This is a genomic window from Streptomyces lancefieldiae (assembly GCF_031845825.1).
In the GTDB taxonomy this organism is placed as follows: domain Bacteria; phylum Actinomycetota; class Actinomycetes; order Streptomycetales; family Streptomycetaceae; genus Streptomyces; species Streptomyces lancefieldiae.
Map to the genome: position 1 here is coordinate 110,539 of NZ_JAVRFH010000019.1, position 19,357 is coordinate 129,895.

The window sequence follows — 19,357 nt, forward strand, 5'->3', positions numbered from 1 at the left end:
CGTCGCCCGTCGTCGTAATGAAGAGAGCACCGTGGCCGCCGACAAGATCGACACCATCGTCAGCCTGAGCAAGCGCCGTGGCTTCGTATTCCCCTGCAGTGAGATCTACGGCGGACAGCGCGCCGCCTGGGACTACGGTCCGCTGGGTGTCGAGCTCAAGGAGAACCTGAAGCGCCAGTGGTGGCGCTACATGGTCACCTCGCGCGAGGACGTCGTCGGTATCGACTCGTCCGTGATCCTGGCCCCCGAGGTCTGGGTCGCCTCCGGTCACGTCGCCACCTTCACGGACCCGCTGACCGAGTGCACCTCCTGCCACAAGCGGTTCCGCGCGGACCACCTGGAGGAGGCGTACGAGGAGAAGAAGGGCCACGCCCCGGCGAACGGGCTCGCGGACCTCAACTGCCCCAACTGCGGCAACAAGGGCACCTTCACCGAGCCCAAGCAGTTCTCGGGTCTGCTCTCCACCCACCTCGGCCCCACCCAGGACAGCGGCTCCGTCGCCTACCTGCGGCCCGAGACCGCTCAGGGCATCTTCACCAACTTCGGCCAGGTGCAGACCACTTCGCGCCGCAAGCCGCCGTTCGGCATCGCCCAGATGGGCAAGTCCTTCCGCAACGAGATCACGCCCGGCAACTTCATCTTCCGCACCCGCGAGTTCGAGCAGATGGAGATGGAGTTCTTCGTCAAGCCGGGCGAGGACGAGAAGTGGCAGGAGTACTGGATGGAGCAGCGCTGGAACTGGTACACCGGCCTGGGCATGCGTGAGGAGAACATGCGCTGGTACGAGCACCCGGCGGAGAAGCTCTCCCACTACTCCAAGCGCACCGCCGACATCGAGTACCGCTTCCAGTTCGGCGGCAGCGAGTGGGGCGAGCTGGAGGGTGTCGCCAACCGCACCGACTACGACCTCGGCGCCCACTCCAAGGCCTCCGGCCAGGACCTCTCCTACTTCGACCAGGAGGCCGGCGAGCGCTGGACGCCGTACGTCATCGAGCCGGCGGCCGGTGTCGGCCGGGCGATGCTCGCCTTCCTGCTCGACGCGTACATCGAGGACGAGGCCCCGAACGCCAAGGGCAAGCTGGAGAAGCGCACGGTGCTGCGCCTCGACCCGCGGCTGGCCCCGGTGAAGGTCGCCGTGCTGCCGCTGTCCCGCAACCCGGAGCTGTCGCCCAAGGCCAAGGGCCTCGCCCAGACGCTGCGGCAGAACTGGAACATCGAGTTCGACGACGCCGGTGCGATCGGGCGCCGGTACCGGCGCCAGGACGAGATCGGGACGCCGTTCTGTGTGACGGTCGACTTCGACACGCTGGACGACAACGCGGTGACCGTCCGGGAGCGGGACACGATGAAGCAGGAACGCGTGTCGCTGGACCAGATCGAGGGGTACCTCGCCTCTCGGCTGGTCGGATGCTGATCGTTCGTTTCCGTTGAGGGTCCAGGGGCTCCGCCCCCTGGACCCCCGGGACCTGCGCCCACCCGCCACCCGACTCGGTCGGGTGAGGGGTGGGCGTTCGGCGTTTTCGGGTGCCTGGATCTCCTGCCTCAGCGGCGTTGAAGTGACCTCACGTTGTCGCCGAAGGTCCAGTTCTTCGCGCCGTCCCAGTTGATCGACCAGGTCATCAGGCCCTTGAGGGCGCCGTTGTAGTGGTTCCAGGCCTGGGCGACCTGGGAGGGGGTCAGGTGACCGCCGCCCGCGCCCGGTTGGGCGGGCAGGCCCGGGGCCTGCTTGTCGTAGGGGACGCGGATCGTGGTGCCCTGGACGACCAGGCCCTTGTTCAGACAGTCGGTCTGGGCGGTGAAGCCCTGTACGGTGCCCGCCGAGTAGGAGTCGCCGGAGCAGCCGTACATGCTGCCGTTGTAGTACTGCATGTTGAGCCACCACAGGCGGCCGTTGTCGGCGTACTTCTTGATGATCGGCAGGTACGCCCCCCAGATCGAGCCGTAGACGACGCTGCCGCCGGTGACGTAGGCGGTCTCCGGGGCCATGGTGAGGCCGAAGTTCGACGGCATGCGGGCCAGGACGCCGTCGATGATGCGGATCAGGTTGGCCTGGGACGTCGAGAGCCGGCTGATGTTGCCGCTGCCGACCAGGCCGGTCTCGATGTCGATGTCGATGCCGTCGAAGTTGTACTTCTGGAGGATCGGCACGATCGTGTCGACGAAGCGGTCGGCGACGGCGGTCGAGTTGAGGTCGATGCCGGCCGTCGCGCCGCCGATGGAGAGCAGGATCGTCTGCCCGGACGCCTTGGCCGCGCACATCTCCGCGGGCGTCGCCACCTTCACGCCCACGTCCATGCCGTCCTCCCACAGGGCCGTTCCGTCGGAGCGGATGACCGGGAAGGCCGCGTTCAGCACGTTGTAACCGTGCGCGGCGATGCGGGAGTCGGTGATCGGGGTCCAGCCGAAGGGCGGGTGGACGCCGTTGGCGGCGCCGTCCCAGTTCTCCCAGTAGCCCTGGAGGACCTTGCCGGCGGGCTTCGACCTCACGGCGCAGGTGTCGGCGGCCGTGGGAGCGGCGACTGCCGGAGCGGCGACCGCGGGCGCGGCCGACACGGTGGCGGCCGTCAGTGGGGCGAGGACGGTGGCCGCGAGCGCGGTGGCGAGCAGGCGGATCTTGCGGCGGATCATGCCGGGCCTCCCGGTGGGGGTGCGGTGAGGTGTCGTAGACATGACAGTGCTGTGGTCCAGACCTTTCGTCAAGAGGTCTGGACCACAAACGGAATGCCGCCTCAGTCGATCGTCCGCGGCAGGCGCAGGCTCAGCAGACCGGTCAGTGCCACCGCCGCCAGCTGGACCAGCAGCGTCGTCACCAGCGCGTCCCGCATGCCCGCGCCCGGGGTCAGGGACAGGAACAGGGTGCCCAGGGTCGCCACGCCCAGCGCCAGGGACGACTGCTGCGTGGTGATCATGACGCCGCTGCCGACGCCCGCACGGGCGGCCGGCACCTCCGACAGGACGATCCGGAAGACCACGGGGAGCTGGAGCGCCTGGCCCGCACCGGCGACCGCCGCGCCCGGGAGGAGTTCCACCAGGCCGAGGTCCGGCCAGGAGCGCCAGGCGGCCAGCGTCATCAGGGCCAGGCCCACGCCCTGGAGGACGGCACCGGCCGGCACCACGCGGGTGCCGTGGCGGGCGACCAGCCGGGGACCGGCGAGGGAGGCGAGGAAGTACGTCACCGCCAGCGGCAGCAGCGCCGTCCCCGCGGCGACCGGGCCGAGCCCCGCGCCCTGCTGCAGGGCCACCGCGATGACGAACATGAAGCCGCTGAAGCCGATCGAGAACGGCACGATGAGCAGCAGTCCGCGCCGCAGCGAGGTGATGGCGAACAGGCTCGGCGGGACCAGGGGCGTACGGCCCGCGCGGTCGGCCCCGCGCTCCACCGCGTAGAACGCCGCCGCCGCGAACGGGAACGCCGCCAGCGACAGCCACGTCCACAGCGGCCACCCCGCCGCCCGGCCCTCGGTGAGCGGGACCAGGAGGGTGAGGAGCGAGGCGGCCAGCAGGAACGTGCCGGGGACGTCCACCGGCTCCGGGCGCGGGGAGCGGGTCTCCGGGACCGTACGGGCGGCCAGCAGCAGGCCCACCAGGACGACCGGGACGTTCACCAGGAAGACGGCGCGCCAACCGGTGCCGGCGATGTCGGCGGCGACCAGGACGCCGCCCAGGATCTGGCCGGCCACCATCGACAGGCCGGCCGTGGCCCCGTACAGGCCCATGGCCTTCGCGCGCCGGGGACCGGAGGTGGTCGCCTGGATGGTGGCCAGCACCTGCGGCAGCATGGCGGCGGCCGAGGCGCCCTGCGCCACCCGCGCCGCCACCAGCGACCAGGCGTCCGGCGCCAGCCCGCAGGCCAGCGACGTCACCCCGAAGGCCGCCATGCCGCCCAGGAACAGCCGTCGGCGGCCGTACGTGTCGCCGAGCCGGCCGCCGAGGACGAGCAGGACCGCGTACGCCACGCCGTACCCGGCGACGACGAGTTCCAGGACGGCCTCGCTCGCGGACAGGTCGGTGCCGACGGTGGGCAGGGCGACGTTGACGATGAAGAAGTCGACGAGGGGCAGTGCCGCGGCCAGCAGCACCGTGAACAGCCCGGGACCGCCGAGCGCGGGTGGTGCCGCGGGGTCGGTCCGGACGGGGCGGGAGGTGATGGTTTCGGTCACGGAACCGAGCGTGCGTCGCTCCCCAGCCTGGTACCAGAGTCTCCTTGTCCTGGTAGAAGAAGTACCTGGCAACAGGATCCGGTGGGCGGCACCCTGGAGTCATGACGACGACGGTCCAGGAGACGACGGTGCGCGAGACGGTGGTCCAGGAGACCGCGGTGCCGGAGACGGCCGCGGAGGCGGCTCGGCCCGGGGGAGGCGCTTCGCAGGTCCGGCGGCACGAGCTCGCCGCCTTCCTGCGCAGCCGCCGCGAACGCATCGCCCCCGAGCGGGTCGGGCTGCCCAGAGGACGCCGACGCCGCACCCCGGGGCTGCGCCGCGAGGAGGTCGCCCAGCTCTCGGCCGTGGGCGTCACCTGGTACACGTGGCTGGAGCAGGCCCGTGACATCCAGGTCTCCGTGCAGGTCCTCGACGCCCTCGCCCGCGCCCTGCTGCTGGACCCCAGTGAGCGCGCCCACCTCTTCCAGCTGGCCGGCGCCGTCGACCCGACCCCCGCGACCGTCTGCCCGTCGATCACCCCGGCGCTGCGCGCCCTGATGGAGCAGTTCGAGCCGTATCCCGCCTGCGTGCAGAACAGCCGCTACGACATCCTCGCCCACAACCGCACGTACGGACTGCTGCTGTGCGACCTGGACAGGGTGCCGCCCGAGGACCGGAACTGCATGATCCTCTCCTTCACCGACGACGAGTGGCGCTCGTCGATCGTCCACTTGGAGGAGACCCAGCGGCTGATGGCCGCCCGGTTCCGCGCCTCCATGGCCGGCCACCTCGCCGAGCCCGCCTGGAAGATGCTGCTGGAGCGGCTGCGCACCCAGTCGCCCGACTTCCGTGAGGCCTGGGAGCGGCACGAGGTCGTCGCCCACCGCAGCAAGCGCAAGGAGTTCCTCAACCGGTACGTGGGGCGCGTCACCGTCGACCACACCGACCTGTGGCTCGGTCCGGAGACGGGACCCCGCATGGTGACGTACGCACCGGCCGACGAGGTCTCCCGGCAACGGCTGGAGAAGCTGCACGCGATCGCTCTGGAGCGCGGGGCGACACCGTCGGGATGAGCGCCCGAAGTGCGGGAACCCGGAGAAGTGCGGAAGGTGATGTTCCCAGGGTTTCCACAGTTCGCACAGGGCGAGGACGAACAGTCATGGCTGAGCAGAAGTCGGCGCAGAAGCTCCCGCGGCCGTTGCACGCGGCGGCTTCGGCGCTGCGGAAGGTGCCCGGCGCCGAAACGGTCGGCAGGGTGGCCGAGGGCACGCTGGACAGGATCGGCGCCGTCTCACCGCGGGGACGACGCGTGGTCGTCTACACGGGGGCCGGGGTGCTGGGCATCGCCGGATTGGTGGAGTGGCCGGTGGCGGTCACCGGAGCGGCGGTGGCGTGGCTGACGCGGCCGCGGCCGCAGCAGGACCGGGACGTCACCGTGGTGGAGGGGGGGAAGGCCGGGGCGCGGAGCGCCGTGAAGGGCACCGTGAGCAAGAGCGCCGGGACGCAGGGCGCCGCGACGAAGAGCCCCGCTACGAAGAGCGCCGCGACGAAGAGCGCCGCTACGAAGAGCGCCGCGACGAAGAGCTCCGCGACGAAGAGCTCCGCGCGGACGCGGGCGCAGCAGAGCGCGGCGGCCAGGAAGAGCACGGCGGTCGGTGAGACCACCCCGGGCGGTAGGACCGCGAAGAAGACCACCGGCAACCGGACCACCGCCGAGCAGGCCGGCGCCAAGCAGACCACCGCCAAGCAGGCCGCCAACAAGCAGGCCACCGCGAAGAAGGCCACGGCGAAACAGGCCGCCGCCGGCGGGACCACCACGAAGAAGGCCGCCGCCAAGCAGGCCGCCACCAAGCAGGCCACAGCGAAGAAGGCGGCCTCCGGGAGGGCCGCCGCGAAGAAGACCGCGTCCCCCACCCGGGCCAGGAGCCAGTCCGGAACGAGGACGTCCTCGAGCCGGCCCGCGAGCTCGGCCGGGAGCCGGGGCCGCAAGACGGCTTCCGCGTCGCGCACGCGAAAGGCGGGCTGAGAGGAGAGGCAGCGATGGCCGGTGGACTGCTGACGCTTGCCCAGGGCGCCGTCACCGGGCCCCTGCTGGCCGGCCCGCGGCTGCTCGCGCGCGGCACCGCACCCGCCCTGGGTGCCGCGGCCGGCGCGGTGGCGGGCACCGCGCGAGCGGGTGTGCGCGGCGCGGACTTCGCGGGGCGGGCGGCACGGGTCGCCCGCGCCGCGCTGCCGGGCGGCACGCGGGACTGGCGGGCCGGACCCCGGGCGCACCTCGCGCTCCGGCCGGCCGCGACGGACGCGGTGCGCCGGGCGGGCGGCACGGAGCGCGTGGCGCGGCGGGTGGCGGCGGCCCTGGCCGAGCACCCGGACGTGGTGCTCGCCTACTGGGATGCCGGCCTCGCCCGGCTGGTCGTGACCGCGACCGAGGACGCGCTCACCGACCGGGTGGTGGACCGGGCCACCGAGCTCGCCGAACAGCACGGACTGACCCGCGCGGGCGCCCGGGGCGAACCGGGCGGCGAGGGCGACCTGGTGGAGGAGCCGGTCCACCCCGGCGACCCGGCCTCGGTCCGGGTCGCGGCGACCGCCCTCGGGGCCGACGTGCTCGGCATCGCCGCCGCAGTGACCGGCGCGCGCCTGCGGCTGCCGCCCTCGCCCCGCCTGGTGACGGCCGCGGCGACGCTGCTGCGCGAGAACCCGGCCTTCCGCCGCCGGCTGCGCGCCCGGCTCGGCGACCGCCGCATGGACGTGGCACTGGCCGTCGCCAACGCGGCCGTCCACGGCGCGGGCCAGAGCCCCGTCTCCCTGGTGCTCGACGGGGTGCTGCGCGCCTGCCAGCTGACGGAGGCGGTGGCCCGTACGGCGGCCTTCGAGGTCGTGCACGACCGGTTGTGCGCCCCGGACCGGGGCAGCCTGTCCGCGGACCCGGCCCTGCGCCCGCCGTTGCGGACCTCACCGGCCCAGGACTACGCCGCCCACGCCTCGACCGGCAGTGTGGCGGGCGCGCTGGCGACGCTGATGGTCAAGCACGACGTCGCCGAGGCCGCCGAGGCGGTACTGGCCGGCTCGCCCAAGGCCGCGCGCTACGGGCCCGCCGTCTTCCACGCCGTACTGAGCGCCGCGCTGTGCCGCAAGGGCGTCCTCGTGCGCGACCCCGAACGGCTGCGGCAGCTGGAGATGGCCGGCACGGTCGTCCTGCACCCCAGTGCGCTGCGGGTGCCGGGCGCGGGCGCGGACCCGTGGACGGAGGACGTGCTGGACGCGGCGCGGCGCGCGGGCCTGCGCGTGGTGATGGTGGAGGACCCGGCACTGGCCGACTTCACCGGCCTCGCGGACCAAGTGGTGTCCGCCGAGCGGCCGTTGCGCGAGGTCGTGGACGGACTGCGGGCCGAGGGCGGGGTCATCACCGTCGTACGGCCCCGGCCCGGCGACGACGAGGCGGTGTCCGCCGGGCTGCTCGGCGGGGACGTGGCCGTCGCGCTGGCCGACGCGGACTGCCCGGTGGCGTGGAGCGCGGACGTCCTCGCGCCGGGCGGGCTGGCCGACGTGTGGCGGCTGCTGCGCGCGGTGCCGGCGGCCCGGAAGGTCGGGCACCGGTCGCAGACGCTGGCCCGGTCCGGGGCCGCCCTGTCCGGGCTGCTGGTGGCGGTGGGCGAGGCACGCGGCAAGGGCGGGGTCGGCGGTTCGGCGCTGCCCGGGCTGCGGCACGCGCCGGTCGACGCGAGCGCGGCGGCGGCCCTGCTGTCCGGGGCGCGCGCCGCGCTCGGCGTGGCGGCGGCCCGTGCGCCGCACCCCCGGGCGCGGGTGGCGTGGCACGCGCTGGACCCGGACGACGTACGCGACCGGCTGGAGCTGGAGCACGAGAGGGAGCCCGAGCCGACCGTCGTCGAGCAGGCCACGGGCCGGCTGCGCGCCCTCGCCGAGCGGGCCGGCCGGGTGCGGGTGCTGGCCCCGGCGCGCTGGTCGTGGCAGCTTGCGCGGGCCGTGCGCGGGGAGCTGGACGATCCGCTCACCCCGGTGCTGGCCGTGGGCTCCGCCGCCTCCGCGATCCTCGGCTCGGTCGTGGACGCCCTGCTGGTGGTCGGGGCGCTCGACCTGAACGCGCTGGTCGGCGGGTTCCAGCGGCTGCGCGCCGAGCGGGCGCTGTCCGGGCTGCTGGCGGAGCAGAAGCAGAAGGCGCGGGTCGCCGAGGAGCCCTCGCGCGAGGGCGAGCCGCGCATCATGGACGCGGCCAGGCTGCACCCGGGCCACGTCATCGAGCTGAAGGCGGACGACGTCGTGCCCGCCGACGCCCGGCTGCTGTGGGAGGACGGGCTGGAGGTGGACGAGTCCGCGCTGACCGGGGAGTCGTTGCCGGTGGACAAGCGCGTGGACCCGGTGCCCCGCGCCCCCGTGGCCGAGCGGTACTGCATGGTCTTCGAGGGCACGACCGTGGTGGCCGGCCGGGCCCGGGCCGTCGTCGTCGACATCGGCGACCACACCGAGGCGGCGCGGGCGGTCGCACTGGCGGCCCGTACGCCCTCGGCGGCCGGGGTGCAGGCCAGGCTCCAGGAGCTGACCCGCAAGGCGCTGCCGCTCACGCTGGCGGGCGGCGCCGCGGTGACGGGCCTGTCGCTGTTGCGCGGGGCGCCGATCCGCCAGGCCGTCGCCGGTGGTGTGTCGGTGGCGGTGGCCGCCGTGCCCGAGGGGCTGCCGCTGGTGGCGACGGTGGCGCAGCTGGCGGCGGCCCGCCGGCTCAGCCGCCGGGGCGTCCTCGTGCGCACCCCGCGCACGCTGGAGGCGCTGGGCCGCATGGACACCATCTGCTTCGACAAGACCGGCACGCTCACCGAGAACAGGCTGCGGCTGACGCGGGTCGCGGGGACCGACGGCACGGTCCGCGGGGCGGGCGACCCGGAGGCCGCCGCAACGGTCCGGGTCGCCGCGCGCGCCTGCCCCCGCCTGGACGGTGACGGCACCCGGCCCACCCACGCCACCGACGAGGCCGTCCTGGACGCGGCCGGGGACGACCCGCGGTGGGCGCAGGACGAGGGCCTGCCCTTCGAGACCTCGCGCGGATACGCGGCCGCCGTGGGACGGGACGGCGACGGGGCGCCGGTGCTGGTGGTGAAGGGCGCCCCGGAGACCGTGCTGCCCGCCTGTGCCGACCTGCCGTCGCAGGCCTCCGAGGTGGCACAGACCCTGGCCCGTGACGGACTGCGCATCATCGCGGTGGCCTCCCGTCCGCTGCGCGGGGGCGAGGAGGCGGCCGACGTCCTCGAACAGCCGCCGTCGGGACTGGCGTTCACCGGGCTGCTCGCCCTGGCCGACGTGGCGCGCGAGACGTCCCCGGCGCTGGTGCGCGGGCTGCGCGAGGCGGGCGTACGGCCCGTGGTGCTGACCGGCGACCATCCGCAGACCGCCCGCGCCATCGCCGTCGACCTGGGCTGGCCCGAGGGCGCGGTCGTGGTCACCGGCGACGAGCTCGCCGCCGCCGACCGCTCGGCCCGCTCCCGGATGCTGCGCGACGCGGACGTGGTGGCCCGGGTCGCGCCCGAGCAGAAGCTCCAGGTCGTCGAGTCGCTGCGGGACGCCGGGCGGGTCGTCGGCATGGTCGGCGACGGTGCCAACGACGCGGCCGCCATCCGGGCCGCCGACATCGGGGTCGGCATCAGCGCCCGCGGCTCGGCCGCCGCCCGCAACGCCGCCGACCTGGTCGTCACGGGCGACGACCTGCTGGTCCTGGTGGAGGCGGTCCGGGAGGGCCGGGCACTGTGGCACAGCGTCGCCGACGCCATCGCCATCCTGATCGGCGGCAACGCGGGCGAGGTCGGCTTCGGCATCCTGGGCACCGTCCTCGGCGGTGCGGCTCCGCTGTCCACCCGTCAGATGCTGCTGGTCAACCTCTTCACCGACCTGTTCCCCGCGATGGCGGTCGCGGTGACGCAGACGGGGGACCCCGCGCAGGAGGACGCCGACGCGGGCGCGCCGCTCGGTACGGCGGTGCTGGGCGCGCCGCTGATCCGGCAGATCCGGCACCGGGCCATGACCACGGCGCTCGGTGCGACCGCGGCCTGGCTGTTCGGCCGTCTCACTCCGGGCTCGAGGCGCCGCTCCACGACGATGGCGCTGTGCGCGGTGGTCGGCACGCAGCTCGCCCAGACCCTGGCCGACCGGCGCGGCAGTCGCCTGGTGCAGGTCACGGCGCTCGGTTCCGCCGCCGCGCTGGTCGCCCTGGTGCAGACGCCGGGCGCCAGCCGGCTCTTCGGCTGCACCCCGCTGGGCCCGGTCGCCTGGGCGGGCGTGGCCGCGGCGATCGCGCTGGCGCTGGTGGGGCAGCGGGCGCTGCCGAGGGTGGAGGAGGCGGTCGTGAGGTACTGGCCGAAGGTGGCGGAGCGGTTGCCGGAGGCGGTGCGGTGACGGTGGGCTGCCGCCCTGTTGTGAGGGCCGCGTTGCGGGCATGCCGTGGTGTGTCGTCTGCGGGTGGGTGGGGGCTGGTCGCGCAGTTCCCCGCGCCCCTGGGGGGTGTGGCTGGGTCTGGGGCGCGGGCGTGGGGCCGGTTTCGGGCGGGCCGTGCCGTGGTGTGTCGTCTGCGGGTGGGTGGGGGCTGGTCGCGCAGTTCCCCGCGCCCCTGAGGGGGCTTGGGCTGGGCCCGGGGCAAAGGCGCAGCGAGTTCCCCGCGTCCCTGAGGCGCGTGCGCGCCGGCCCCGGGTCAAGGGCGTGGGGCCGGGTTCGGGCGGGCCGCATCGTGCGGGTGCGCTGTTACACGCCGGGGCGTGTCGCCTCGCGTACCTCCGGTGACTTCAGGCGGTCCGCCGTCCGTTCCGCCGTGCGGTGGGCCCAGTGGCCGGTGGTCAGGGCGCCGAGGACGAGCACCGCGAGTCCGCAGGCGGCCAGGATCCACCAGCCGGGGCGGGCGGCGGAGACGAAGGTGTCCCGGTACGCCGACGCTCCCACGCCCGCCGCGAGCACCGCGCCGACCACCGCCACGCCCAGCGTCTGGCCCAGCTGGCGGCTGGTGGAGGCCACGGCGGCGGCGACTCCGGCCTGGGCGCGCGGCATGCCGGAGACGGCGGTGTTGGTGATGGGGGCGTTGACGAAGCCGAAGCCGACGCCGAACAGGACGTAGCCGAGGAAGAGCGTGACGTTCGACGTCTCGGCCTCGAAGGCGGCGAACAGCACCCCGCTCACCGTCATGGCGCCGCCCGCGATCAGCAGCGGAAGCCGCGGGCCCCGGCTGCCGACCAGCCGCCCGGACAGCGGGGCGCACAGGAACGTCGGCACGGCCATCGGCAGCATCCACAGGCCCGCGTGCAGGGCGCTCAGTCCGCGCACGTTCTGCAGGTACAGGGTCGACAGGAAGAGGAAGCCGCCCAGCGCGGCGAACGCGCTGATCGCTATGACGGTCGCCCCGCTGAACGGTGCGGACCTGAAGAAGCGCAGGTCGATGAGGGGCTCGGTGCGACGGGGCTCGTAGTACAGCAGGCCGAGCAGCGCGGCCAGCGCCACCGCGGCGAAGGGCAGCACCGTCGCGAGCCCGGCGTTCGGCGCCTCGATGATCGCGTACGTCAGGGAGCCGAACAGCACGATCACCAGCAGCTGGCCCAGCGGGTCGGGACGGCGGGCCTTCGGCGCACGGGACTCGGGGACGAAGCGGAGGGTGAGGAGGAGGGCCGCGACGCCCACCGGCAGGTTGACCCAGAAGACCGAGCGCCAGCCGACCGACTCCACCAGCAGGCCGCCCACCAGGGGGCCGGCGGCCATGGAGATGCCGACCACCGCGCCCCAGACGCCGATCGCCCGGGCACGCTCGCGCGGGTCGGTGAAGGTGTTGGTGATGATCGACATGGCCACCGGGTTGAGCATCGACCCGCCCACCGCCTGGATCATCCGGAACACGACCAGCGACGACAGGTCCGGCGCCAGCGAGCACAGCAGCGAGCCGAGGGTGAAGACGACCAGGCCCGTCAGGAAGACCCGTTTGCGTCCGATCCGGTCGGCCGTGGACCCGGCGAGCATCAGCAGCGCGGCCAGCACCAGCGTGTACGCGTCGATCGCCCACTGGAGTCCGGACGTGCTCGCGTGCAGATCGCGCTGCATGGAGGGCAGGGCCACGTTGAGGATCGTGTTGTCGATGCTCACGATCAGCAGGCTCATGCAGCAGATGGCGAGCACGAGCAGACGACGGCGGTGGGTGAGCTCGGGCATGGACTCCATCGTACGCTTATTTCGATAGTGCGACTAACTAATGACTCATACATGATCTTTGCCCGGGGCGCGGCCGGCACCCTCCCGCGTGCGGGACAATGGGGGAATGTCCACGCCCACCACGCCCGCCCCCGGCATCACCGCCGCACCGCTGCAGATCGGCCCCCACACCGTCGCGCCGCCCGTCGTCCTGGCGCCGATGGCCGGCATCACCAACGCGCCCTTCCGCACCCTGTGCAGGGAGTTCAGCGGGGGCAAGGGCCTGTTCGTGAGCGAGATGATCACCACGCGGGCGCTGGTCGAGCGCAACGAGAAGACCATGCAGCTGATCCACTTCGACGCGACCGAGAAGCCGCGCTCGATCCAGCTGTACGGCGTCGACCCCGCGACCGTCGGCAAGGCCGTCCGCATGATCGCGGAGGAGGACCTCGCCGACCACATCGACCTGAACTTCGGCTGCCCCGTGCCCAAGGTGACCCGCAAGGGCGGCGGATCGGCCCTCCCCTACAAGCGGAACCTGCTGCGCGCCATCCTCCGCGAGGCCGTGAGCGGCGCCGGTGACCTGCCCGTCACGATGAAGATGCGCAAGGGCATCGACGACGACCACCTCACCTACCTCGACGCCGGGCGGATCGCCGTCGAGGAGGGCGTGACCTCCATCGCCCTGCACGGCCGCACCGCCTCCCAGCACTACGGCGGCACCGCCGACTGGGACGCCATCGCCCGCCTGAAGGAGCACGTCCCGGAGATCCCCGTGCTCGGCAACGGCGACATCTGGTCCGCCGAGGACGCGCTGCGGATGGTGCGGGAGACCGGCTGCGACGGCGTCGTGGTCGGCCGCGGCTGCCTGGGGCGGCCCTGGCTCTTCGCCGACCTGGTGGCCGCCTTCGAGGGACGTACGGAGGCCATCGCGCGTCCGTCGCTCCGCGAGGTCGCCGACGTGATGGTCCGGCACGCCACCCTGCTCGGCGAGTGGATCGGCGACGAGGCGCGCGGCGTCATCGACTTCCGCAAGCACGTCGCCTGGTACCTCAAGGGCTTCGCCGTCGGTTCCGAGATGCGCAAGCGGCTCGCCATCACCTCCTCCCTCCAGGAGCTGCGCGCCGGCCTCGACGAACTCGACCTCGACCAGCCCTGGCCCGCCGGCGCCGACGGGCCCCGCGGCCGTACCTCCGGCAACAACCGGGTGGTCCTGCCGGACGGCTGGCTCAAGGACCCGTACGACTGCGCGGGCGTCGGCGAGGACGCGGAGCTGGACACCTCCGGCGGCTGATCGGGCCCCGGAGAGGTGCGGTGTGGAGCCGTACGCCTCCAGGAAGCGGTCGCGGAAGGAGCTCATCCGTCACACCGGGGCGTCGCACCCGGTACCCGCGTGCCGCCCTCGGCCTCGGCCGGACCGCGACCGCCTCGCCGCCGTCCTCGCGCTCGGGGCGATGCTGCCGCCGGACACGTTCGCCGCCCTGGAGCCGGACGTCCGCCGTGAGCAGTCCGTTCACCGTCCCGCATGGTGAAATCCGGCGGGCTGTGGCAGCGTGATTCTCGCCACCTCTGATAGGAGGAGTGCTCAGATGAGCGGATCATGGGCGAGTCCATTTCTCAAAGTGTGGCACTCAGTGCCACGCCTTGATCGTTCACCGACCGAACTCAAACGTAGGGAATGCCGCTCATGTGAGCGCATCAGGGTGGCTGCGGAAGCTGGTGCGTTCAAGAAGTGAAAACACAAACCGTCGGCCGCTTGCCAAGCCTTGACTTTCGATCCGCTGGCGGACGGGTGGTTACAGGCGCATGACGCGCAAGTGGACGTACTCAGGTGCCTTTGATCTGGGTACATTCCTCGCCGTCAGGGCAGCCACCGCGTCCTCGAGGAGTCGAGACCCGTGTCGGAAAACAAAGATCCCCACGTAACGAAGTTCGTTTACGACTTCACCGAGGGCAACAAGGACCTCAAGGACCTTCTCGGTGGCAAGGGTGCCAACCTCGCCGAGATGACCAACCTGGGCCTTCCGGTCCCGCCCGGCTTCACGATCACCACCGAGGCCTGCAAGGTCTACCTCGACAGTGGCGAGGAGCCGGCGGCACTGCGTGACGAGGTGAGTGCGCACCTCGCCGCCCTCGAAGAGATGATGGGCAAGCAGCTCGGCCAGGCCGACAACCCCCTCCTCGTGTCGGTCCGCTCCGGGGCCAAGTTCTCCATGCCCGGCATGATGGACACGGTCCTCAACATCGGCCTCTCCGACAAGTCGGTGCAGGGCCTGGCCGAGCAGGCCGGCGACGACCGCTTCGCCTGGGACTCCTACCGCCGCCTCATCCAGATGTTCGGCAAGACCGTCCTCGGCGTCGACGGCGACCTCTTCGAGGAGGCGCTGGAGGCGGCCAAGGCGGCCAAGAAGGTCACGGTCGACACGGAGCTGGAGGCCGCCGACCTCAAGAAGCTCGTCGCCCGGTTCAAGAAGATCGTCAAGACCGAGGCCGGCCGGGACTTCCCGCAGGACCCGCGCGAGCAGATGGACCTCGCCATCAAGGCGGTCTTCGAGTCCTGGAACGGCGAGCGCGCCAAGCTCTACCGCCGCCAGGAGCGCATTCCGCACGACCTCGGCACGGCCGTCAACGTCTGCTCCATGGTCTTCGGCAACCTGGGCCCCGACTCCGGCACCGGCGTCGCCTTCACCCGCGACCCCGCCTCCGGCCACCAGGGCGTCTACGGCGACTACCTCCAGAACGCACAGGGCGAGGACGTAGTCGCCGGCATCCGCAACACCGTCGCGCTGGCGGAGCTGGAGTCGATCGACAAGACGTCCTACGACCAGCTCATGCGGATCATGGAGACGCTGGAGAACCACTACCTGGACCTCTGCGACATCGAGTTCACCATCGAGCGCGGCCAGCTGTGGATGCTCCAGACCCGCGTCGGCAAGCGCACGGCGGGCGCCGCCTTCCGCATCGCCACCCAGCTCGTCGACCAGGGCCTGATCGACGAGGCCGAGGCCCTCCAGCGCGTCACCGGCGCCCAGCTGGCGCAGCTGATGTTCCCCCGCTTCGACGAGGACGCCAAGGTCGAGCAGGTCGGCCGGGGCATCGCCGCCTCGCCGGGCGCGGCGGTCGGCAAGGCCGTCTTCGACTCGTACACCGCGGTGAAGTGGTCCCGCTCGGGCGAGAAGGTCATCCTGATCCGCCGCGAGACCAACCCCGACGACCTGGACGGCATGATCGCCGCCGAGGGCATCCTCACCTCGCGCGGCGGCAAGACCTCCCACGCGGCCGTGGTCGCGCGCGGCATGGGCAAGACCTGTGTCTGCGGCGCGGAGGAGCTGGAGGTCGACACCAAGCGGCGCCGGATGACCGTGCCCGGCGGGCACGTCGTCGAGGAGGGCGACGTCGTCTCCATCGACGGCTCCTCCGGCAAGGTCTACCTGGGCGAGGTCCCGGTCGTGCCCTCGCCGGTCGTCGAGTACTTCGAGGGCCGCATGCACGCCGGCGCCGAGGACGCCGACGAACTGGTCGAGGCGGTCCACCGCATCATGGCCTTCGCCGACCGCAAGCGCCGGCTGCGGGTGCGCGCCAACGCCGACAACGCCGAGGACGCGCTGCGCGCCCGCCGCTTCGGCGCCCAGGGCATCGGCCTGTGCCGCACCGAGCACATGTTCCTCGGCGACCGGCGCGAACTGGTGGAGCGGCTGATCCTGGCCGACACGGAGGACGAGCGCGAGGAGTCCCTGAAGGAGCTGCTGCCGCTCCAGAAGCAGGACTTCGTCGAGCTGTTCGAGGCGATGGACGGCCTTCCGGTCACCGTCCGCCTCCTGGACCCGCCGCTGCACGAGTTTCTGCCCGACATCACCGAGCTGTCGGTGCGCGTCGCGCTCGCCGAGTCCCGGCAGGAGCCGCACGAGAACGAGCTGCGCCTGCTCCAGGCCGTGCACCGGCTGCACGAGCAGAACCCGATGCTGGGTCTGCGCGGCGTCCGTCTCGGCCTCGTCATCCCCGGCCTGTTCACCATGCAGGTGCGGGCCATCGCCGAGGCGGCGGCCGAGCGCAGGGCGGCCAAGGGCGACCCGCGCGCCGAGATCATGATCCCGCTGGTCGGCACCGTCCAGGAGCTGGAGATCGTCCGCGACGAGGCCGACCAGGTCATCGCCGAGGTCGAGGCGGCCACCGGTGCCAAGCTGAAGCTGTCGATCGGCACGATGATCGAGCTGCCGCGCGCCGCGCTGACCGCCGGACAGATCGCCGAGGCCGCGGAGTTCTTCTCCTTCGGCACCAACGACCTGACGCAGACCGTGTGGGGCTTCAGCCGCGACGACGTGGAGGCCAGCTTCTTCACGGCCTACCTGGAGAAGGGCATCTTCGGCGTCTCCCCGTTCGAGACGATCGACAAGGACGGCGTCGGCTCCCTGGTCGCCGCCGCCGCGAAGGCCGGCCGCGCCACCCGCCCCGACCTGAAGCTCGGCGTCTGCGGCGAGCACGGCGGCGACCCCGAGTCGGTCCACTTCTTCCACGAGGTGGGTCTGGACTACGTCTCCTGCTCCCCGTTCCGGATCCCGGTGGCCCGGCTGGAGGCCGGCCGGGCGGCGTCGCAGTCGAAGGGCAGCGACCACCGCTAGCCCCGCCGGGGGCGAAGAGCCCCGGAGCCGCCGTCTGTCACCCGACCACCCTCACCGATCGGCGGCGGCTCCGGTTCACGAGAAGAGGCGGCACCCGTGCGGGGGTGCCGCCTTTCGTGACGCCCACTTCCGTGACGCCCACTTTCGTGGCGCCGCCTTCTGCGACGAGCCCGGTGGTGCGAACGTGACGTGGGCGCGGGACGCCCCCTCCTCCGGAGCGCGCGACGCGTACGGTGAGAGGGGGGCCGATCCGGGAAGGAGCCGCGGATGACCGGCTGGAACGTGGGCGACATCCCCGACCTGGACGGGCGCGTCGCCGTCGTCACCGGGGCCAACAGCGGCCTCGGGTACGTGGTGTCGCGGGAGCTGGCGCGCAAGGGGGCGCGGGTGGTGCTCGCCTGCCGCAGCGGTGCCCGGGGGAGCGCGGCCGTGGAGCGCCTCGTCGGCGAGGTGCCGGACGCCGCCGTGGAGCCGGCGCGGCTCGACCTCGGGGACCTGGGCTCCGTCCGGGACTTCGCGCACGGCCTGCCGTACGAGCGGGTCGATCTCCTCGTCAACAACGCCGGGGTGATGGCGCTGCCCTACGGGACGACGGCGGACGGCTTCGAGACGCAGTTCGGCGTCAACCACCTGGGCCACTTCGCCCTCACCGGCCTGCTGCTGCCCGCCCTGCTCGCCGCGCCGGGCGCCCGCGTCGTGACCGTCTCCAGCTTTCTGCACACGCTGGCCAACGTCGACCCGCGCGACCTGAACAACGTACGGCGCTACGGGCGCTGGAGCGCCTACGCCCGCTCCAAGTCCGCCAACCTGCTCTTCACCCACGAACTGGCACGCCGGCTCGCGGCCCTGGACGGCGGGACGGACCTGCGCGCCGTCGCCGCCCATCCGGGGTACGCGGAGACCAACCTGCAGACCGCCGGACCGCGCGCCGAGGGACGCCGGCTCGCCGAGCGGCTGATGCTGCTCGCCAACCGGGTCGTCGCCCAGCCGGCCGAGGCGGGGGCGCTGCCCGTGCTGTACGCGGCGACCGCGCCCGGCGTGGCCGCCGACTCCTTCACCGGCCCGTCCTTCGCGATGTGGCGCGGGGCGCCCGCACCGTCCTGGCGGGCGCCCTGGACCCTCGACGACGCGATGGGGGAGAGGTTGTGGGCCGCCTCCGAGCGGCTGACGGGGGTGACGTACCGAGGGCTGGACGCGGCCTGAGCGGGGGCGACTCAGACCCGGAACGGCCCGCGCACCTCGTAGGTGATCCCGCCGGAGGAACTGCCGCTCGTCCCCCGCTGGCTGGAGAAGTACAGCCGAGTGCCGTCGGGCGAGAACGCGGGGCCGGTGATCTCCGAGCCGGACTGGCCGTCGACGCGCAGGAACGGGGCGATCACGTCGCTCGGCGTGATCACGCAGATGTCCATGGTGCCGCCGTCCTCCGCCACGAACAGGTCGCCGGAGGAGCTGCCGGTGACGTTGTCCACGCCGGTCAGCGGGGCCGTGCCGGAGGCCACGAGGGAGTCGTCGTAGGCCAGCTCGATGGTCTGGGCCGCGGCGTTGTACTGCCAGACGCGGTTGTCACCCTTGGTGGTGAACCAGCAGGTGTCGTCGGCGTAGTAGCAGCCCTCGCCGCCGTTGAACCGCTTGGCGCCGGAGACCTGGTTGCGGGTGGCCGTCGCGCCGGAGGGGTCGGGGACCCTCGCCCAGGTCACCGGGCCGCTGGTGGCCGAGCCGGCGACCAGCACCTCCAGGGTGCCGGAGGACAGGTCGCCCCAGGTGGTGGGGCGGAAGCGGTAGAAGCAGCCGTCGGTGACGTCCTCCGTCAGGTACACGACCTTGCGGACCGGGTCGGCCGCCGCCGCCTCGTGCTTGAAGCGGCCCATGGCGTCCCGCCGCACCGCGGCCTTCACGCCCCACGGGTCGGTCTCGTAGACGTAGCCGCGGTCCACCTCCTCGCAGGACAGCCAGGTGCTCCACGGGGTCCTGCCGCCCGCGCAGTTCTGCCGGGTGCCGGACAGGACGCGGTACGCCGAGGTGATCGCCCCGCTGGACGAGAACTTCACCGCGCTCGCGCCGCCGGAGGGGTTGATCTCCGAGTTGGAGACGTAGATCCAGCCGGAGCCGTCCGCGTAGCAGGCGCCGCCGTCCGGCGCGTTGTGCCAGGTGTACGAGGTGCCCGCGACCTTCTGGCCGGAGCGGGCTATCACCCTGCTGGTGAAGCCGGCCGGCAGGCGGACGCCGTTGGCGTCGGGGGAGCCGAGCGCCCCGTAGGGGCCGCTGCCGGGCTGGGCGGGGGCGGCGTACGCGGCACCGCGCCACAGGGTTCCGCCGAGGACGGCCGAGCCGCCGAGGACGGCCGTGCGCAGGAGGGTACGACGTTCCACTGCTGCCTCCGGGTGTCATGACCGGCCCCGCCGCCGGCTGGCGGCGGGGGCGTGTGGTTAC

The 19,357-nt window shown here is 73.1% G+C and carries 11 protein-coding genes; 7 read left to right on the forward strand and 4 right to left on the reverse strand.

From position 1 onward, the window contains the following. Window positions 1-31: 31 nt before the first annotated feature. The gene (locus RM812_RS20115; protein ID WP_311574371.1) at window positions 32-1,414 is read left to right on the forward strand and encodes a glycine--tRNA ligase; all 1,383 of its coding nucleotides are present in this window, start codon (window positions 32-34) and stop codon (window positions 1,412-1,414) included. A 128-nt stretch (window positions 1,415-1,542) separates the two neighbouring features. Here RM812_RS20115 and RM812_RS20120 read toward each other — a convergent pair whose 3' ends face one another. Beyond that, on the reverse strand, window positions 1,543-2,628 hold the full coding sequence (locus tag RM812_RS20120) for a chitinase (RefSeq protein WP_311574411.1): 1,086 nt from the start codon (window positions 2,626-2,628) through the stop codon (window positions 1,543-1,545). 101 nt (window positions 2,629-2,729) lie between these two features. After that, window positions 2,730-4,160: an MFS transporter gene (locus RM812_RS20125; protein WP_311574372.1), complete on the reverse strand. Its 1,431-nt coding sequence runs from the start codon at window positions 4,158-4,160 to the stop codon at window positions 2,730-2,732. 101 nt (window positions 4,161-4,261) lie between these two features. On the opposite strand from RM812_RS20125, the gene RM812_RS20130 reads away from it, so the two are divergent. The 3 genes from RM812_RS20130 (at window position 4,262) to RM812_RS20140 (ending at window position 10,541) form a co-directional block, all read left to right on the forward strand. Continuing rightward, window positions 4,262-5,212, forward strand: a complete 951-nt coding sequence (locus RM812_RS20130; RefSeq protein WP_311574374.1) for an MmyB family transcriptional regulator — start codon at window positions 4,262-4,264, stop codon at window positions 5,210-5,212. Between the two features lie 86 nt (window positions 5,213-5,298). After that, window positions 5,299-6,165, forward strand: coding sequence for a hypothetical protein (locus RM812_RS20135; RefSeq protein ID WP_311574375.1), 867 nt, complete (start codon window positions 5,299-5,301; stop codon window positions 6,163-6,165). A gap of 14 nt (window positions 6,166-6,179) precedes the next feature. Further along, window positions 6,180-10,541 (forward strand): cation-translocating P-type ATPase, encoded by a 4,362-nt coding sequence (locus RM812_RS20140; RefSeq protein ID WP_311574376.1) that lies wholly within the window; start codon window positions 6,180-6,182, stop codon window positions 10,539-10,541. A gap of 342 nt (window positions 10,542-10,883) precedes the next feature. Here RM812_RS20140 and RM812_RS20145 read toward each other — a convergent pair whose 3' ends face one another. Further along, the gene (locus RM812_RS20145; RefSeq protein ID WP_311574378.1) at window positions 10,884-12,329 is read right to left on the reverse strand and encodes an MFS transporter; all 1,446 of its coding nucleotides are present in this window, start codon (window positions 12,327-12,329) and stop codon (window positions 10,884-10,886) included. 106 nt (window positions 12,330-12,435) lie between these two features. Between RM812_RS20145 and dusB the strand changes: the two genes are divergently transcribed. From dusB to RM812_RS20160, 3 genes are all read left to right on the forward strand, one after another. After that, window positions 12,436-13,602, forward strand: coding sequence for a tRNA dihydrouridine synthase DusB (dusB, locus tag RM812_RS20150; protein ID WP_311574379.1), 1,167 nt, complete (start codon window positions 12,436-12,438; stop codon window positions 13,600-13,602). Window positions 13,603-14,206: 604 nt separating this feature from the next. Next, entirely contained in the window at window positions 14,207-16,927 is a 2,721-nt protein-coding gene (gene ppdK, locus RM812_RS20155; protein ID WP_311574381.1) for a pyruvate, phosphate dikinase, read from the forward strand. A 267-nt stretch (window positions 16,928-17,194) separates the two neighbouring features. After that, window positions 17,195-18,130: an oxidoreductase gene (locus RM812_RS20160; RefSeq protein ID WP_311574382.1), complete on the forward strand. Its 936-nt coding sequence runs from the start codon at window positions 17,195-17,197 to the stop codon at window positions 18,128-18,130. A gap of 11 nt (window positions 18,131-18,141) precedes the next feature. Here the strand turns inward: RM812_RS20160 and RM812_RS20165 are convergent, their stop codons facing one another. Beyond that, window positions 18,142-19,296 (reverse strand): alkaline phosphatase PhoX, encoded by a 1,155-nt coding sequence (locus RM812_RS20165; RefSeq protein ID WP_311574383.1) that lies wholly within the window; start codon window positions 19,294-19,296, stop codon window positions 18,142-18,144. Window positions 19,297-19,357: the final 61 nt, after the last annotated feature.